Annotated in this window: 15 protein-coding genes and 1 pseudogene; 1 reads left to right on the forward strand and 15 read right to left on the reverse strand. The window is 37.3% G+C overall.

Going from position 1 to position 17839, the window contains the following annotated elements:
- Nucleotides 1-3: 3 nt before the first annotated feature.
- From rnc to IGJ04_RS07735, 15 genes and pseudogenes are all read right to left on the reverse strand, one after another.
- On the reverse strand, nucleotides 4-696 hold the full coding sequence (gene rnc / locus IGJ04_RS07665) for a ribonuclease III (RefSeq protein WP_002354946.1): 693 nt from the start codon (nucleotides 694-696) through the stop codon (nucleotides 4-6).
- A gap of 329 nt (nucleotides 697-1025) precedes the next feature.
- Entirely contained in the window at nucleotides 1026-2804 is a 1779-nt protein-coding gene (gene opp2A, locus IGJ04_RS07670) for an oligopeptide ABC transporter substrate-binding protein Opp2A (protein WP_002408275.1), read from the reverse strand.
- 28 nt (nucleotides 2805-2832) lie between these two features.
- Nucleotides 2833-3756 carry an oligopeptide ABC transporter permease Opp2C gene (opp2C, locus tag IGJ04_RS07675; protein ID WP_002365358.1) on the reverse strand — a complete coding sequence of 308 codons (924 nt, stop codon included), beginning with the start codon at nucleotides 3754-3756 and terminating at the stop codon, nucleotides 2833-2835.
- 27 nt (nucleotides 3757-3783) lie between these two features.
- Nucleotides 3784-4746, reverse strand: coding sequence for an oligopeptide ABC transporter permease Opp2B (opp2B, locus tag IGJ04_RS07680; protein WP_002354943.1), 963 nt, complete (start codon nucleotides 4744-4746; stop codon nucleotides 3784-3786).
- Entirely contained in the window at nucleotides 4746-5690 is a 945-nt protein-coding gene (gene opp2F, locus IGJ04_RS07685; RefSeq protein WP_002354942.1) for an oligopeptide ABC transporter ATP-binding protein Opp2F, read from the reverse strand. The genes opp2B and opp2F overlap by 1 nt, the downstream gene beginning before the upstream one ends.
- Entirely contained in the window at nucleotides 5690-6730 is a 1041-nt protein-coding gene (opp2D, locus tag IGJ04_RS07690; protein WP_002367425.1) for an oligopeptide ABC transporter ATP-binding protein Opp2D, read from the reverse strand. The genes opp2F and opp2D overlap by 1 nt, the downstream gene beginning before the upstream one ends.
- A gap of 263 nt (nucleotides 6731-6993) precedes the next feature.
- Nucleotides 6994-7233: an acyl carrier protein gene (acpP, locus tag IGJ04_RS07695; protein WP_002354939.1), complete on the reverse strand. Its 240-nt coding sequence runs from the start codon at nucleotides 7231-7233 to the stop codon at nucleotides 6994-6996.
- Between the two features lie 136 nt (nucleotides 7234-7369).
- On the reverse strand, nucleotides 7370-8371 hold the full coding sequence (plsX, locus tag IGJ04_RS07700) for a phosphate acyltransferase PlsX (RefSeq protein WP_002354938.1): 1002 nt from the start codon (nucleotides 8369-8371) through the stop codon (nucleotides 7370-7372).
- 102 nt (nucleotides 8372-8473) lie between these two features.
- The gene (recG, locus tag IGJ04_RS07705; protein ID WP_002370092.1) at nucleotides 8474-10510 is read right to left on the reverse strand and encodes an ATP-dependent DNA helicase RecG; all 2037 of its coding nucleotides are present in this window, start codon (nucleotides 10508-10510) and stop codon (nucleotides 8474-8476) included.
- Nucleotides 10511-10625: 115 nt separating this feature from the next.
- On the reverse strand, nucleotides 10626-12302 hold the full coding sequence (locus IGJ04_RS07710) for a DAK2 domain-containing protein (RefSeq protein WP_002354936.1): 1677 nt from the start codon (nucleotides 12300-12302) through the stop codon (nucleotides 10626-10628).
- An 82-nt stretch (nucleotides 12303-12384) separates the two neighbouring features.
- Nucleotides 12385-12747 (reverse strand): Asp23/Gls24 family envelope stress response protein, encoded by a 363-nt coding sequence (locus IGJ04_RS07715; RefSeq protein WP_002354933.1) that lies wholly within the window; start codon nucleotides 12745-12747, stop codon nucleotides 12385-12387.
- Between the two features lie 211 nt (nucleotides 12748-12958).
- The gene (locus IGJ04_RS07720; protein WP_002413786.1) at nucleotides 12959-13678 is read right to left on the reverse strand and encodes a LytR/AlgR family response regulator transcription factor; all 720 of its coding nucleotides are present in this window, start codon (nucleotides 13676-13678) and stop codon (nucleotides 12959-12961) included.
- 1 nt (nucleotide 13679) lies between these two features.
- A complete protein-coding gene (locus IGJ04_RS07725; protein WP_075578742.1) occupies nucleotides 13680-15008 on the reverse strand; it encodes a sensor histidine kinase in 1329 nt (442 codons plus the stop codon).
- Nucleotides 15009-15236: 228 nt separating this feature from the next.
- Entirely contained in the window at nucleotides 15237-16478 is a 1242-nt protein-coding gene (locus tag IGJ04_RS07730; protein WP_438840095.1) for an ABC transporter permease, read from the reverse strand.
- Nucleotides 16471-17380, reverse strand: a pseudogene (locus IGJ04_RS07735) (ABC transporter ATP-binding protein). Before IGJ04_RS07735 ends, IGJ04_RS07730 begins: the two are co-directional and overlap by 8 nt.
- Nucleotides 17381-17646: 266 nt before the next feature.
- Here IGJ04_RS07735 and rpmB point away from each other — a divergent pair.
- The gene (gene rpmB, locus IGJ04_RS07740; RefSeq protein ID WP_002354928.1) at nucleotides 17647-17835 is read left to right on the forward strand and encodes a 50S ribosomal protein L28; all 189 of its coding nucleotides are present in this window, start codon (nucleotides 17647-17649) and stop codon (nucleotides 17833-17835) included.
- Nucleotides 17836-17839 lie beyond the last annotated feature (4 nt).

Raw genomic sequence — 17839 nt, forward strand, 5'->3', positions numbered from 1 at the left:
GCCTTACTGAGGAATACTTTTCAGTGCCCGCTCAGCGGCATCCTGTTCAGCTAACTTCTTCGATTTTCCTTGGCCTAACCCAATGAGTTCACCATTCATGTAAACTTCAGTGAAAAAGGTGCGGTCATGAGCAGGGCCTTCTTCTTTAATTAAGCGATATTCAATTGAAACATCGCCTTTGCGTTGTAAAACTTCTTGTAATTGTGTTTTGTGATCCATCTCATGTGAAAAAGCACCGGCATCAATTTTCGGAAAAATAACGTCTTCAATAAATTTCTTGGCTGCGCCAACTTTTTGGTCTAAGTAGAGGGCACCTAAGAAGGCTTCAAATAAGTCACATAATAATGATGCACGTGTTCGTCCGCCCGATGCTTCTTCTCCTTTACCTAATAAAATGTAGTTGTCGAAGTGACATTCTTTCGCAAATTTGGCTAAACTATCTTCCCGAACGATGGCTGCGCGCATCTTCGTTAATTTTCCTTCTGGAAGTTCTGGGAATTTTAAATACAAATATTGTGAAACAATTAATTCTAAAACTGCATCTCCTAAAAATTCAAGACGTTCATTATCGGATAATTTTAAATAGCGATGCTCATTCACATAGGATGAATGAGTAAAAGCTTGCTCTAATAGATTGACATCATGGAAAACAATGCCGTAACGTTCTTTTAACTCTGTTGTTAACTGATTGTCCATTCTCCACATTCCTTTACATTTATTTACACCTTGTTTCATTATACTTTTTTTTTCACTTTTTTTAAATAGTTCTATTCAGAAAAAGCCTGTTATTCACTGTGTTCTCATTATTTTTTAGAAAAAAATAAATAAATAGAGCTATGATTGAGATAAAAGCGTTTGTTTACGTAAGAGATAGAAAGAGCGTGGGACAAAAATCACTTTGGATTTTTGCGCCACGCTCAAAAACTGATAAACGGCGGGAACAGAAGCAACTCCTCCTTATTTCTCGGAGTTAAACACTTCTGTCCCGACCTCGTTCTATCTCTATTAAATCAGCGGAACGTTGTTTAACGTTTTTCCGCAGTGACACCCACCGTTGCCCATGGATTATCTTTCGTATCAACTGCCCAAGTAAAGTCAACTACACGGTCGTTGACTGGCAAGACTTCATTTCTGTAAAGCGTTGGGATTACAAACGCTTCATCAATGGCATACTCTTGCCAATCGTAGAAGGCTTTTTTACGTTTTTCTTCATCAAATGATGCTTTTGAATCGATCGCATCAAGTAATTTAGTATTTTCTTCTGACTCAAAACGTGTGTAGTTAAAGGCTGAGTTTGGACCATATAAGCCGGTTGGTGAAGGATCTGAACCTGTGCCCCACGCACCTTGATAGATATCTACTTCTGGGTCATCATTTTTCAATTTATCATAGAAGGCTTGGAAATCAATTAAGCGTCCTGTTGTATACGTTACGTTTAAGCCAATTTCTTTCCATTGTTGGACATAGTAATCAGCAAGTGGTTGTGCAGTTTCGCCGCCTGACATTGAAGCAAACTTGATTTCTAGTGGTTTGCCTTCTTTGTCTTCGCGAATGCCATCGCCGTCTACGTCTTTATAGCCAGCATCATCTAATAATTTTTTCGCTTTGTCTAAATCAAGCGTATAGCCTTTCGCTTCGCTATCATGCAAGCTCTTGAAGACTGGTGGAATTAACGTTGTTGCCCCTGTTCGTAAGCCGTTGTAGAATTTTTGGCCGACTGCATCATTGTCAATTGCATAGCCCATGGCTTGACGTAAGCTTTTATCTGCCATTTTAGCTTTTGGATTGTATTTCACTGTATTTGTTTCTTTGTCAAACGTACCCATTTTAAAGCCAATATACGTGTAGGCTTGTTCGGGACGTCCTAAGATTTGATACCCTTCAGTATCTTTGTAGGTTGGATACGTATCTGTTGGCATTGATAATGCAATATCGTATTGTTTCGCTTTCATCGCTTCTACAATGCTCGCAGAAGGAACAGATTTGAACACTAATTTATCTAATTTAGGTTTGCCACCGTAGTAATACTCATTTGGTAGGTATTCAACAGATTCACCTGTCACAATATTACTCATGTAGTATGGTCCAATAGTCACAGGGTTTTTACGAACTGCATCGCTTGATTCCATGTCTTTAACAGCAATTCCTTCAAAGGCATGTTTTGGTAAAACTGAACCCCAAACACCGCCACCTAATTGTTGCATTCCTGGGTGAACTTCTTTGTAAGTGATTTTAACTTCTTTATCATTGACTTTTTCTATGCCAGAAATGGTTGGCGATTTACCATCATGGTAGTCTTCCATACCAACAATATTCGTAAAGTTATCATCATAACGAATCCCTGTATAGTCTTTATGACCAATGACTTCATAAGAGAAAATCACGTCATCTGCCGTCACATCTTTACCGTCAGACCATTTTAAATTGTCACGTAATTTAATGGTTGCTGTATTGGCATCTTCATCTAATTTCAGATCCGCAGGACCCCCATCGACAATCTTAAAGTCTGCATCATTGTTAAATAATGGCTGTACCGTTGGAAGCATGTATTGTGCATCATAGTTGTCTTGATAAAATTCTTGCTGGAAAAGTCCTTGGAATTGTGTATCCATAACTACAGCGACATCTAATGTCCCGCCATCAATTGCTTTTTTATCATTTTTAACAGCGATTGGCATTTTTGAAATGTCTTCTGTTTCCGTTGCTTTATTGCCCCCGCCTTTATTGCCGCCACCACATGCAGCTAACCCGAATACTAACACAGAAGCTAACGTGATTGCACCTAAAATCCGTTTCTTGTTCATCTCTTTTCCTCCCTCATTTTTTGGCTAATTAGCCTAATCGTTGTCGTGCATCTGCTGAGCGCTTAAATGCTTGTCCAACATAGTTTATACTTAACATCAAGACTAAAATTAGAATTGATGCAGGTAACCAAACCCATTGTTTATTGACTAATACATCCCCACTGCTGGCGTAGCCAATTAAGGTTCCTAAACTTGGGACACTTTGTGGTAACCCGAAGCCTAAGAAAGTTAACGTTGTTTCGATCCCGATATTGGCCGCGAAATTAATCGTTAAGTTCGTAATAATTAATGAACTTAAATTCGGCATAATTTCTCGAAACATAATTTTAAAATCGCTTGTTCCCATTGTCTTAGAAGCACTAACGTAATCTCGGCGCCCTTCAGATAACGTTTTACTGCGGAACAACCGCGCTTTTCCAACCCAATAAAACGCACACATAATCCAAATAAAGGACCAGATACTATATTTAGGAATCACGGAAACGAACACAATAATAATTAACATAATTGGCAAAATCATAATAAAATCCACGATACGCATCAAAATATTATCAATCATGCCTCCATAATAACCGGAAATAATCCCTAAACCGACCCCGATAATAGACGTAATAATCGTAATGGCAAAACCGATTAAAATCGAGTTTCTAGCCCCGATAATCAATTGTCCTAAAACATCACGACCCCCTTCATCGGCACCTAAAATGAACTTGGTGCCATTCATTGTAACGGTACCTGGTTCCGCATATTTATCTAAAATACTTACATGCATAACGGCACTTTGGTCTAACACTAACGAACCGATAAAAACGGCTAATAAGATAATGACCAAAAGGATTAAAGAAAACATCGCCATTTTTTCTTTGACGAATTCTCGCGCAATCATCCGAAAGCCCATTGGTGGAATACTTTCTTGTAAGACTTCTTCTCTTTTTTCTTCTGTCAATTCCATTTTTATCACCCTTTCTTCGTGTTTTTTCTACTGAATTCGAATTCTTGGATCAACAATACTCATTACAATATCAGAAATTAATGTTCCGATAAGGGTTGCCAATCCCAAAATCAACACGAGAGCGGTAATAACGGAATAGTCACGTTGAATGATACTATCAATAAATAATTTTCCAATTCCTGGGAAAGCAAAAATCTTTTCAATAACGACTGATCCGGCAATCAGAGCAGTAATTTCATAACCTAATTGAGAGGCAATTGGTAATGCTGCATTTCTAAAAATGTGTCGATTAAAAATTTTATTCGTTGGCACTCCTTTTGAACGAGCAGTACGAACAAAGTCCATGTTTTTAACATCAATCACTTCACTGCGCAAATATTGAATAGTGACCGCTGTCCCTAGCAACGCTTGAGTGACTCCTGGTAAAATTAAATGCTTCAGTTTATCTAAATAATACGGCCACGTTCCCTCAGCCAAACCAACAGTCACTGTTCCACTCGTTGGGAACCAGTCTAAGCGATACCCAAAAATAAAGAGCATAATCAAGGCAAAGATGAATAATGGCACAGCAAAACTGAAGAAGTTGTAGATAACCACCATTTTGTCAAACCATGAATTTTGGTAACGGCCAGCAATTAAACCGAAAGGAATGGCGATTAAATAAGTGATTATGACTGATACAGCGGCCAATGCAATCGTATTCCCCACCCGACCAGCAATGAGCGTGGACACAGGTAATTTAAAGATAAAACTATGACCAAAATCTCCATGTAAGGCATTGCCAATCCAACGGAAATATTGTTCGTACCAAGGATCATTTAACCCGGCAGCTTCGCGCATGGCTTCAATCACTTTCGGGTCTTGGTTCGGATTAATCAATCCTGTAAACGGATCACCTGGCATCATTTTAGCCAACAGGAAAATCAAGACACTTAAAATAATCACTTGCGGAATCATCAATAACAAACGGCGTAAAATTGTTTTCCACATTATTCAGCACCTCCATTTTTTAACGCTACTTGGTGGGTTGGACTAATCGCATGTAAGTTATAAACCCGCCCATTTTCATCATAATAGTCTTTATGATTTTCCCGATACTCTTGCTCAACTCTTCTTCGTTCTTCTTTGTGAGCTTCTCGGTTCGCTACGTCAATTTTAGGAATTGCTGAAAGTAAGCGTTTGGTATAAATGTGTTGTGGATTAGTGTAAATATCTTGGCGTGTACCGATTTCTACAAAACGGCCTTTGTACATAATGGCAATGTTGTCACACATATGTTTAACTACGCCCAAATCATGGGAAATAAATAAGTAACTTAACCCATATTCCTGTTGAATGTTTTTCATAAAATTCAATACCTGTGCTTGCACAGATAAGTCCAGTGCTGAAACAGGTTCATCTGCAATAATTAATTTGGGGCTGGTAGCCACCGCTCGGGCGACGCCTAAACGTTGGCGTTGTCCACCAGAAAATTCATGAGGATATTTGTACAACGCATCTTCTGGCATCCCCACAATGTCCAACAAACTTTTGACTTTTTTCTTTTCTTCTTGGTCACTTAACCGTTCAAAATTTCGAATTGGTTCGGCGATAATATCTAGTACTCGTTTTTTAGGGTTTAAACTTGACATCGAATCTTGGAAAATCATTTGGACATCTTTGTTGTATCCAATCGCTTTTCGACTTCGCGGCTTGGTTACATCTTGTCCTTGATAAATAATTTCACCATTTGTAATTTTTTCTAAACCAATAATTGCTTTTCCTGTCGTTGATTTTCCAGAACCCGATTCACCAACTAACCCATACGTTTTACCTTGTTCAATCATGAAATCCACACCATCAACCGCCAAAACATGATCAGTGATTCGATTGAAGAAGCCGCTGCGAATTGGATAATGAACTTTTAAATCTTTAATTTGAATAATTTCTGTCATTACGCTTCCCCTTCCCCGTCTCTAAAATGAAAATGTTTATAACATGTACAACGAACATAATGATTCGGTGCAACTTCATGTAATGTTGGATTTTCTTCATGTTCCGATGCATCAATCCAAGGAATTCGTGGGGCAAACCGACAACCTTTTCTAGGTAATTTGGTTAACGAAGGAACAATCCCTTCAATCACATGAAGTTCTTCTTCATCGGAATTCTCTTGGGGAATGGACTGAAGTAAGGAACGTGTATATGGATGTTTCGGATGACTAAACAATTCTTCAGCAGTGGCTACTTCTACAAACTGACCCGCATACATAACCGCTACACGATCAGCCATTTCCGCAACTACACCTAAGTCATGGGTAATTAAAATAATGCCGCTCCCTGTTTCTTCTTGCAAATCTTTTAACAAATCGAGAATTTGTGCCTGAATGGTAACGTCTAAGGCCGTTGTTGGTTCATCTGCAATTAAAATCGGTGGTTTACACGCGATTGCAATGGCAATAATCACCCGTTGGCGCATGCCGCCAGACAATTCATGAGGATACTGTTTCCCGACACGCTCTGGGTTGGGAATCCCCACTTGATCTAACAGTTCAATGGCCCGTGCTTGTTTTTGTTGTGCAGTCATTTTGGTATGATACGTGAGACTTTCTTTAATTTGGTCTTCAATTCGCATGAGCGGATTCAGTGCAGACAACGGATCTTGGAAAATCATCCCAATATCGTTTCCTCTGACTTTGTTGTACAATGTTTCATTAAACGTAGTTAAGTTTAAATTGTTGTATAAAATTTCCCCAGTAATTTTGGTATGATTGGGATCATGTAAGCCCATAATCGTTGTTGCTAAGGTACTTTTTCCACAACCAGATTCTCCGACGATTGCCAGAATCTCATTTTTCTTCAATTCAAATGAAACATCATCGACGGCATTATAATAATCATCTTTGATTCTAAATGCTGTTTCTAATCCTGAAACCTCTAGTAATTGTTCATTTCCTTGCATCCATACGCACCCCTTACGTCCTTTCAAAAACATTATATAAATTAACTAATATTTAATGATAGCACTTTCTAATTTTTATCAATGTTAATTTACAGCTCATTGTTTTTTCATAATTTTATAGAATTATTCCATAAAAAGCAAGATAAAATAACTTTTTTCGCAGTTATTTTTTTACATGTATGATTTTTTTTACAAAAATATGTGTAAAAATAGCCTTATTGCTTAATAAAATAACCATTATGTACGCAAAAAAAGTCGATTAACAGGAATGTTAATCGACTTTGTCTTATTATTTTTTATGAATTACTCACAATATAATCTACAGCGGCACCAACTGTTTCAATTTTTTCTGCATCTTCATCTGAAATCTCTGTTCCAAATTCATCTTCAAGTTCTAAAACAAACTCCATTACGCTAATTGAGTCAGCGTTCAAATCATCTTTAATGTTTAATTGATCTGTTACTTGATCCGCTTCAATATCAAAGTGGTTTGAGATAATCTTCGCTACTTTTTGAAGTACTTCTTCACGAGTCAACTGTATTCACCTCCACTGCTTTTGAAAAAAGGTTCTTTCTTTTACTAAAACGCTAAGATACATTGTACTCACAATTTGGGTATTTGTCCATCTTTTTTTCATTTGAGTAACAAACTGATGTCAAGACAATTGCAAATTACTCTGCTTTGCCTTCATAATATTCCACTAATTGTGGGACAACTTGGGTTTCTAACATTGTATGAATTTGACGAATGGTGTAGCGGACGGCATCAGGACCCGTGGCCCCATGCGTTTTAATGACTGGCGCTTTTAAGCCAAATAAAACCGCTCCCCCATGTTTTGAGTAGTCCATTTCGTCTTTCATGCCACGCAACGCATTCTTTAATAATAAGGCGCCCATTTTTCCTTTGACACCTTCAGAAAGAATCGCTGTTTTCAGCAAGCTCATCATGTTCATAGCTGTGCCTTCGATGGATTTTAAAACGGCATTTCCTGTGAAGCCATCTGTCACCACCACGTCAGCTACGCCATTTAATAATTCTCGTGCTTCAACGTTTCCGACAAAATTAATCGTTTCATCTGCTGCTAACAATTCGAAGGCTTTTTTCGTTAATTCACTGCCCTTTGTTTCCTCAGTTCCATTATTTAATAGACCGACACGAGGATTCTGAACGTTCCGAACTTTTTCAGCATAGAATGAACCTAAAACGGCATACTGAACCAAATGTTCTGGTTTATTGTCTGCATTGGCTCCTAAATCTAACATGTCAAACCCTTTGTCTGGTTCTCCCATGACAGGTAAAGTTGACATCAAACCGGGACGTTCCACATTTTTGATGCGGCCGACAATGAACAGACCCGCTGCTAATAGCGCTCCGGTGTTGCCTGCAGAAAAAATCGCATCGGCTTCCCCATTTTTAACTGCTTGCGCTGCTAAAACCATGGAAGCAGTTTTCTTACGACGGATTGCTTTAACTGGCTCATCGTCACTAGCAATTTTTTCATCGGTATGAATAATCGTAATGTTTTTTTCATCGGTGATGTATTTTTTTATTTCGGCTTCTTTTCCATATAATTGAAATTCAATGTCTGGGAAGTCTTGTTTGGCTAGCATAACCCCTTCAACAATTGCTTGTGGGGCGTTATCTCCACCCATTGCATCTACAGCAATTTTCATGAGTGATTCCCTCCTACTTTTTTGTTTCCTAACAAGTATAACATATTTTTTTCAAAGAAATACGCATTGGCTTTTACTTTCTGGCTTCAAAAATTACCTCTTCTAATCGAAAAATTGGGCTGCCTCATCTTGGGGTTTCACTCGATTGGCTAAGCCTTGATAAGCAGGATATTGCCACCACTCTTTCACTTTCCATAGGGCACTTGCTTCTTGGCGCGCAACTTCTAAAATGTTAAAGTCCGTCACGATATCTCCTACCGCAAATTGAGGCACCCCTGATTGCCGTGCACCGAACACTTCCCCAGGTCCGCGAAGTTCCAAATCACGCTCACTCAAGACAAAACCATTGGTGGTTTCTGTCATGATTTTCATACGCTCAACGCCCATTTCATTTTTCGGATTGGCCACTAAAATACAATAAGATGCACTGGAGCCACGCCCCACACGTCCCCGTAACTGATGTAATTGTGCTAACCCAAACCGGTCCGCATCCATAATTAACATCACTGTGGCATTTGGTACATTCACGCCAACTTCAATAACGGTGGTAGAAACCAATAATTGCAGCTGATTGTCTTTGAACTCCTGCATAATGTCATCTTTTTCTTGGTTTTTCATTTTACCATGTAGTAATCCCACTTGATATCTTGGGGAATAAAAGCTTTGCATATGTTCAAAAATTTCTGTTGCGTTTTTCACATCTAAGGCTTCTGATTCTTCAATCAAGGGACAAATAATATAGGCTTGATGTCCTCGAGCCAGCTCTTTTTCCATCCATTCTAAAACAGTATCTAACTGCGGCGGCCGAATCCAACGTGTTTCGATTGGAATCCGTCCAGCTGGCATTTCATCAATGATTGATACATCCATTTCGCCATAGGCTGTAATGGCCAGCGTTCGAGGAATCGGAGTGGCCGTCATAAATAGAACATCTGGTTTTAAGCCTTTTTCTCTTAATATTTTTCTCTGATTCACACCAAAACGATGTTGCTCATCGGTGATTACCAAACCTAATTGATGGAAACTGACATCTTGTTGTATCAAAGCATGGGTCCCTACCACAATGTCAATCTCGCCATTGGCCAGTTCTTCGAGAATTAGACGACGTTCTTTCGTTTTGGTGGAACCTGTTAATAAGGCCGTCCGAACTTCTAATGGATCAAACAACTGCTGTAAGCTTTCCATGTGCTGTTGCGCTAAAATTTCAGTCGGAACCATCAACGCTCCTTGAAAGCCAGCGGTCATGGTGGCGTATAGCGCAATCGCAGCCACTACCGTTTTCCCACTCCCCACGTCACCTTGAAGCAATCGTTGCATATGCTTCGGACTTCGCAAGTCTCGACAAATTTCATTGGTCACTTTTTTTTGGGCGCCTGTCAATTCAAAAGGCAGTCCTTGGGTGAACGTTTTTAAGCGATCCACGTCATATTGAATAGCTAAACCATTTTTTTCCGCTTTTTCTTGTTTCTTCAATCCTTGCATTTTAAGTTGGAAAAGGAAAAACTCTTCAAAGACTACTCGCCGTTTAGCTTGATGGCTTTCTTCTGGATTACTGGGAAAATGCATCGCCCACATTGCTTCTTTTCTAGGCATCAAGCGGTACTTTTCTAATAAATCATTCGGTAAAATCTCTTCAACCAGTGAACCATACTCTTCAAAAGCAGTGCGGATTAACTGAACCAACGTGCTTTGGCGGACTTTTTTATTCACATGATAAATGGGGGCGAAATCTTCATTGTCTCCTTTAGAAGCTAAGATTTTCATGCCATTTAATGATTTTCTCTTGGCATCCCACTTGCCATAAACAGCAATTTCTTCGGAAAGAACTACTTTGTCTTTTAAAAAAGGTTGATTGAAGAAGGAAACATTAATGACCGCATGTTCTTGCATCATTCGAAACGTTAACCGGCTCTTCTTATAACCGTACCGACTAACGACTGCTTCCGAAACCACTAGCCCTTTTAGCGTAACTTTTTCCTGATCCTGAATCTCACTTAAATCCTTTTCTTGGATATCATCGTAGCGGAAGGGATAATACGTCAATAAGTCTTCAATTGTAGCAATCCCCAGTTCTTGTAAATTTTCAGCACGTTTTGGGCCAACACCGGGCAATACACTGACTAAATCTGTGATGTCCATAAAATCCCCTCCTCATTAATATACGCAAAAAAATGGATCATTCATTAAATAGGCTGGTTCATTAGCCCTAACTAATGAACCAGCCTATTCGTTTTTATTTTTTCATCACGAAAACCTATTCTGCTGAGAATAAGTATGGATATACAGGTTGTCCACCTTCATGAAGTTCTGTTTCTAGTTCATCGTTTTCAGAAACTAAAATAGCGATTAGCTTTTCAGCTTCTTCAACCGAGCCATCTTCGCCGACAATAATTGTCACGATTTCAGTGTCTTCATCAATCATGCGGTTCAACGTGTCTAATGATGCATTAAAACGATCTGCTTCAGAAACGACGATTTTACCATCAATCATTCCTAAGAAGTCATCTTTTTTAATTTCAACGTCATCAATGGTTGTGTCACGAACAGCTGTGGTTACTTGACCACTCACAACGCTGTCTAACATTTCCGTCATACTTGCTTTGTTTTCTTCTAATGATTGTTGATCATTGAAAGCTAACATTGCTGTCATTCCTTGAGAAATGGTTTTAGATGGAACAACCGCTACTGGTACATCGGCAACTTCTGCTGCTTGATCAGCTGCCATAAAGATGTTTTTGTTATTTGGTAAGATAATGACTTGCTCTGCATTCACTTCTTTGACTGCTTTTAAAATATCTTCCGTACTTGGGTTCATTGTTTGGCCACCACTAATAATGTAGCTTGCACCTAAACTTCGGAATAATTCTTGAACGCCTTCACCGGCTGCAATAGCAATCACAGCAAACGGTACGCGAACTTTTTCAGTCAACGCTTCTTGCTGAGCATCGCGTTCAACTAACGTTTCATGTTGTAAACGCATATTGTCTACTTTTATTTTTACTAACGAACCAAATTTTTGGCCGTAGTTCATCACTTCACCTGGATGCTCGGTGTGTACGTGAACTTTGATAATTTCGTCATCGTTAACGACTAATAGAGAATCGCCTAGTTCATTTAAGTAGTTTCTGAATGTTTCATAATCAAAAGCGCTGTCCACGGTTGGGCCTTCGCCGATACGAACCATAATTTCTGTACAATAGCCAAATTTAATGTCTTCTGTCGCAACGTGGCCACTAACACCACGGTGATGTTCAGCATTAACCATTTCGTCCATTTCGGCAGGACTTGGTTCATACGTTTCAGTTGGTAAAAATTCACCACTAAGCGCTTCTAAAAATCCTTCATAGATAAATAGTAGTCCTTGACCCCCACTATCTACAACGCCGACTTCTTTTAGGACAGGTAATAAATCAGGTGTTTTCGCTAAGGCACGTTTAGCACCTGCTACAACAGCTGTCATAACTTCGATACAGTCATCTGTTTCTTTCGCTTTACGTTCACCAGAACGCGCCGCTTCACGAGAAACAGTTAAGATTGTTCCTTCAACAGGTTTCATCACTGCTTTATACGCTGTTTCTACACCATGTGTAAATGCAGCGGCCAAGTCTTTGGCATTTAATGTTGTAACCTCAGGAATTTGTTTTGAGAAGCCGCGGAATAATTGAGATAAAATAACCCCAGAATTTCCACGAGCACCCATTAATAACCCTTTGGATAACGCGCCTGCTAATTCTCCTACTTTTTCAGAGCGAGAATCGGCCACAGCCTTTGCACCACTGGTCATTGATAAGTTCATATTTGTTCCTGTATCACCATCGGGTACAGGGAAAACGTTTAATGAGTTGACATATTCTGCATTTGTGTGCAGACGAGTCGCACCTGCCTGGACCATTTCCTGGAACTGACCTGCGCTGATTTCTGTTACATTCACCTAAAAAATCCTCCTTCAGATTTACCGCTAACGGCAACACACGACTTCCTTGTGCAATTGCATCGTTGACAGTACACTACCTCTAATCCGGTAATACACGAACTCCTTGAACAAAAACGTTAACTGAATTCGCAGTGACACCTAATAATGTTTCAAGATTATATTTTACTTTTTCTTGGACGTTACGAGAAACTTCAGAAATTTTTGTACCATAACTAACAATCGTGTAGACATCCACTGCGATTCCGTTGTCTTCTTGACGAACAACGACACCACGTGAGTAATTCTCACGACGTAAAATATCGTTTAAGTTATCTTTAATTTGATTTTTGCTTGCCATTCCGACAATTCCGTAAATATCTGTCGCAGCTCCGCCAACTACTGTAGCGATCACATCATTGGTAATCTCAATGGTACCTGCGGGTGTTTGAATTTTTACAGCCATTGATGAAAGCCTCCTTATAAGAGCACATTCGCCCTATTTTCTTCCATAACATTTTATCATATCCAGCCTTTAATTAAAAGGAAGTTCGTCAGATATTATAGACCCTTCCTCATAATTACCAACATTTGTACAATTTACAACGTTTGTCGTGCATTGTCAATGCAGAAAAAGACAAGATTCGACTTGGTTCATTGAATCTTGTCTGCTGATTTTAGAGGTTTTTCATGGCTCTCACTGAGACTAAACATCTTTCTCCGTTACTCATTTCGACAATCCGTTCGCTTTTTATAACTTTACTTATATGCTTGCGGTTGATTAAATATGATTTGTGACAACGATAAAAGTCATTAGACTGTTCTTCAATCTCCTTTAAGGAACCATAAAATTCAATTTCTCCGTTTTCAAGATGTAAAACGATTTTATGCGATACGGAAGAAGATTCAAAAAAAATGATTGTTGCCATATCTACAGACCGAATGGTATCGCCGTCCTTAAATTTAAATAATTTTTTTGTATCTCCACGTTCACTAGTTATACGTTCATGAGCCAATTGAATATTTTCACAGATTTTCTGCTGTAGATGTTCTTTGTTGTCTTTAATGATATAATCCAGCGCTTCCACTTTATACGTAAACGTCAGATAGGACAGTTCCCCATGTGTTGTGACAAAAACGATTTTACCTAAATTATCGTAGTCTCTGATTTTAGCTGCTAAGGTTAATCCTGACATTTCATGTTGTAAATCAACATCTAGAAAATATAACCCAATTATTCTAGACTGACTTTTGACAAATTCAAGTACTTCTAACGGATTTCCTGTTGAAAAAACCAGTTCCATATCAAGACTTTCCATCATTATGTAATTTTTAACATAGGTTTCCAACATTTGTCGTTGTCGCCAATCATCTTCGCAAATAATAATAGAAATCACCTTATTCGCACCTCCTATTGTTTTCAATCGTCAATTTTTGAGTAAACCATCCATCACTGATGGAGGTAGCTAGTTGAACATTATTTAGGGATTGAAGCAATTCTTGAACATTACTCAATCCCATTCCTCTATCAGTGCCCTTTAATGAAAAACCGCGTTGCTTAAGTAGATGGAATTTTGGTAAATTTTTCCTACATGAATTTTGGATAATAATATGTACAGCAGAGGCATCTTTATATACAGCGATTACAAGCTTACCCTCACCTAAAAATTCGATTTCTTCTATAGAGTTATCTAAAAAAATACCTAGTATTCTAACCAAAGAAATTGAATCAATGGCTAATTCTTCAATTGGTTCAGTCACTTCTAACTGTACATCCATTCCTTTTTCTTGCGTTGAAATCAACTTAGACACAAGGAGACTTTTAACTTCTCTTACTCGAATGTTTCCAATCGCTTCTAACTTGAACCCATTTTGGTCAATGCATTTTGATGCTTTCTTTATTTTACTGAAATAATAGTCATTAAGACTCTCGTAATCTCCACTTACAATAAAATCTTCTAATGAATTTAGGATATTTTTATAATCATGCCGAAACTTCCGAATCTCCTTGAATTGTTTCTCCATTGCCTCCATATATCTCTGATTTTCTAAATATTCTGTTTCCTTCTGTTGAATATCATATTTATTTTTGAGCGAACTAAGATACACAATAAAAGAAATTAATGAAACGACTAAATAGAGCGTGAGAAAGATTGAATTTACTACAATTATTTCCTTGTTATTCCCCAAATATTTTCCTAAAATCAGGCTGGTATAGTAGATAATCATTGTGCCGATTCCTATCAAATTAAAAAGCAGAAGACATTCATTGATAATAGAAAACTTTTTTTCTAGTTTTTTTATCCCCTTTATCATTAATATCGTCAGAATTACTGATAGTGCTAGCCGAAATGTACTATGTAAAAACATAGTTAAATTACTTGAAAAAATTAGTTCTGTGCCAAATATTTTTTCCTTTATAAAGGATACAAACTGACCACTTATAGCTGAAATAATGACGATATAAGAATTTATACCTAAAACTTTAATAAGGCTTTTAGAGATAAAAAAATAACCTAAAATTATTATACTCAAATAAATCCAAGCAAATCCATACATTCCTATAGCAGAAATTATTTTGCCATTCAAAATTGCAATAACCATCAAGCCAAAAATACTATGTAAAGTAATTTTTTTATTAAGCTTTACTACTTTTGACTTTAGATAATTAAAGAACACTTGAAACACTGCCGTGATATTACTTAGAATAAAAACAAACCTCACCAAATTAAAACCTCCTTATATTTCAGTTAATAAAAAAAGTATATACTCTAATAAAAGACAATTCAAGCTTTCTTTATAAGTGAAACTGAGAAAAAGTAGATTTCGGTGCCCGACTATTACGCTATAAACAAAAATTGTACACTCGCTATACTGAGTGTACAATTTCAATTACTTTTTTATTTATCAAAATAAATGTTTTATACATGAGAGTTGCGACAAGATTTTTTATACTCATCTAACATAATATTTCCCAGATTTAAACGCTTTTTTGAAAACATTTATAAGTTTATCTCCACTATAAATAAACACGCCCCCTTGATAAACACTCTTCCCTAGAAACGCTAAAATCGCAGTAAAAACCAGATTAATTCCCATCGCTACTGCAAAAGCATTTAACGATGCATCCCCCAGCATATAACGTGCGTACATGACTATCGGTGATAGATACGGTATATAAGATGAAATGATAGTCGCTTGGTTACTTCCTAATCCAGCTGCAAGAATCATTACCATAAACATCGCAATAAATAAAGGAATAATCAAAATATACATCAACTGTTGAACTTCCTGAACAGAGGAAACAACAGAACCTAAAATAGCAGCCGTAACAGAATATAGCAAATAACCTAAAACGAAACATATGACAGCTAAGATGATTGCTTGACTATTTTTGCCTTCACTCAAAAAGTCAAATACTCCTGTACTATCTCCAAAAATTCCATAAGATGCATACGCAGCCCCAAAAATTGCTGCTGCTTGCGTTACCCCAACTAGCCCAATGCCAACAATTTTACCAATTAAATGCTGAACTGGTGTAATTGTTGTGAGTAAAATTTCCATAACTCTTGAACTCTTTTCCACCGCAATGTCTTGGGCAACCATTGTAGAAAAGAGCATAACTGCCATGTAGAGAATAAAACCAACAATATAAACTAGTATTAATGTTTGAACCGAATTATCTTGATTTCCAGCTAAAGATTCTAAGGATAAACGTGTGCTTTCATTCAAAAACTGTTGTTGCGCCGCATCAATATTTAATTGATTTAATTTAATCGATTGATTTACAGTGGTTACAAGACTTTGTAATTGTTCAGACACATTATATTGGAGAGCTCCTTCGTAATAAATTTTTCCTTCGTATAGACCAGCGCTACTCTTTCCAATTTTCAAAATGGTTTTACTCGCTCTATCTTTCAGCTCTTTCTCAGCATCTGATAACTTTTGACCGCCGTCAACAAAGTTCAGATTGGTACCTTTACCAACTTCTTTCAGCATAGTAACAGTTTCTTGATTATTTGAAACAACAAGGATGGTTTCTTTACTTGGTTCCTCTTTTTTTAGAATCCCTTCATAATTCATTCCCAAAAATGTTCCTACCATCAAAACCAACAGTATAATAACAAACACTTTTGACACGACTTTTTGTTTGTATGTTTCTAAAGCAATCGTCACTATATTTTTCACTTTACTCACCCACTCTTTCTAGAAAAATATCATTTAACGAAATTGGCTCAATTCTGAATTGCTGAATATTTTCTGATTGAAAAATAAATTTTTGAATTTTCTTCGCAGTACATTCATCTTTTACATAAAAAGAAATAACATCATTTTCTTCTTTATACGATTCTATTTCAAAATCTCGCTTTAATATTTCTCTGTCAAAATCAGCCTGAACAATCACTTTTCTTTTATCCGTTTCATCTTTGATTTCTTTTAAATTTCCTTCTAAAAAGAACCTCACCCTTTTTCATCATACAAATGTTTTCACAGATTTCTTCTACGTTTGCCATTTGATGAGAGCTGAAAATTATCGTAGCACTATTTTCCTTCAAAAAAAGAATTGCTTCTTTTAGTTGATTCGCATTAATCGGGTCTAGCCCAGAGAATGGTTCATCCAAAATGACAAGCTTGGGTCCATGAATGATCGACGCAATAAATTGAATCTTTTGTTGATTCCCTTTTGACAATTCACTAATTTTTCGATCTACGTTCTTTTGTATCTTAAAAAAATCCATCCAAAAGAGGATACTTTTTTCAATTTCTTTCTTTTTCATTTTACGGAGCTTCCCAAAGAAAGTTAATTGTTGTCTCACCGTTCTTTTCGGATATAGGCCACGCTCTTCTGGAAGATAACCGACCTCTTTAGCATCAAAGCGATCAACTTTACGTCCCTGCCATGTTATTTCCCCTTCATCAGGAGAGTAGATGCCTAAAATATGGCGGAAAATAGTAGTTTTACCTGCACCGTTTGCGCCTAAGAAGCCATAAATTTCGCCTTCTGGAATAGTCAAATTGATTCCTTTAATAATTTCCTGCTCATTCATTTTCTTTTTCAACTTTTTAATTTCTAAGCTCATATTTTCCTCCTTTTTCATTTATCTAAGTACTTTAATTATATTAATCAAACACGGACCACTACATTTTTTTCTTGAACTCTTAAATTTTCATCTTTATCGTCTTACGTTTGTGCATGGATTTCTTAAGTATTTAAAATCAGACAATGAAAAACTATCACCTGACAAGCTACTTTTGTTGTTAGTCACTAAAAATCTTCTTGCAAATCAGTGCCTAATATGATAAATTAAGTTAGTATGAGCTGAATATTATCGCTCCAAGATCAAGGCAAAGGAGGAAACTTAAAATGGCAAAAGTATGTTACTTCACTGGTCGTAAGACTTCAAGTGGTAATAACCGTTCACATGCGATGAACTCAACAAAACGCACTGTGAAACCTAACTTACAAAAAGTTCGCGTATTAATCGATGGTAAACCTAAAAAAGTTTGGGTGTCAACTCGTGCTTTGAAATCTGGTAAAATCGAACGTGTTTAATAAA

It is taken from the genome of Enterococcus sp. AZ050, from assembly GCF_051715085.1.
GTDB classification, from domain to species: Bacteria; Bacillota; Bacilli; order Lactobacillales; family Enterococcaceae; genus Enterococcus; species Enterococcus faecalis.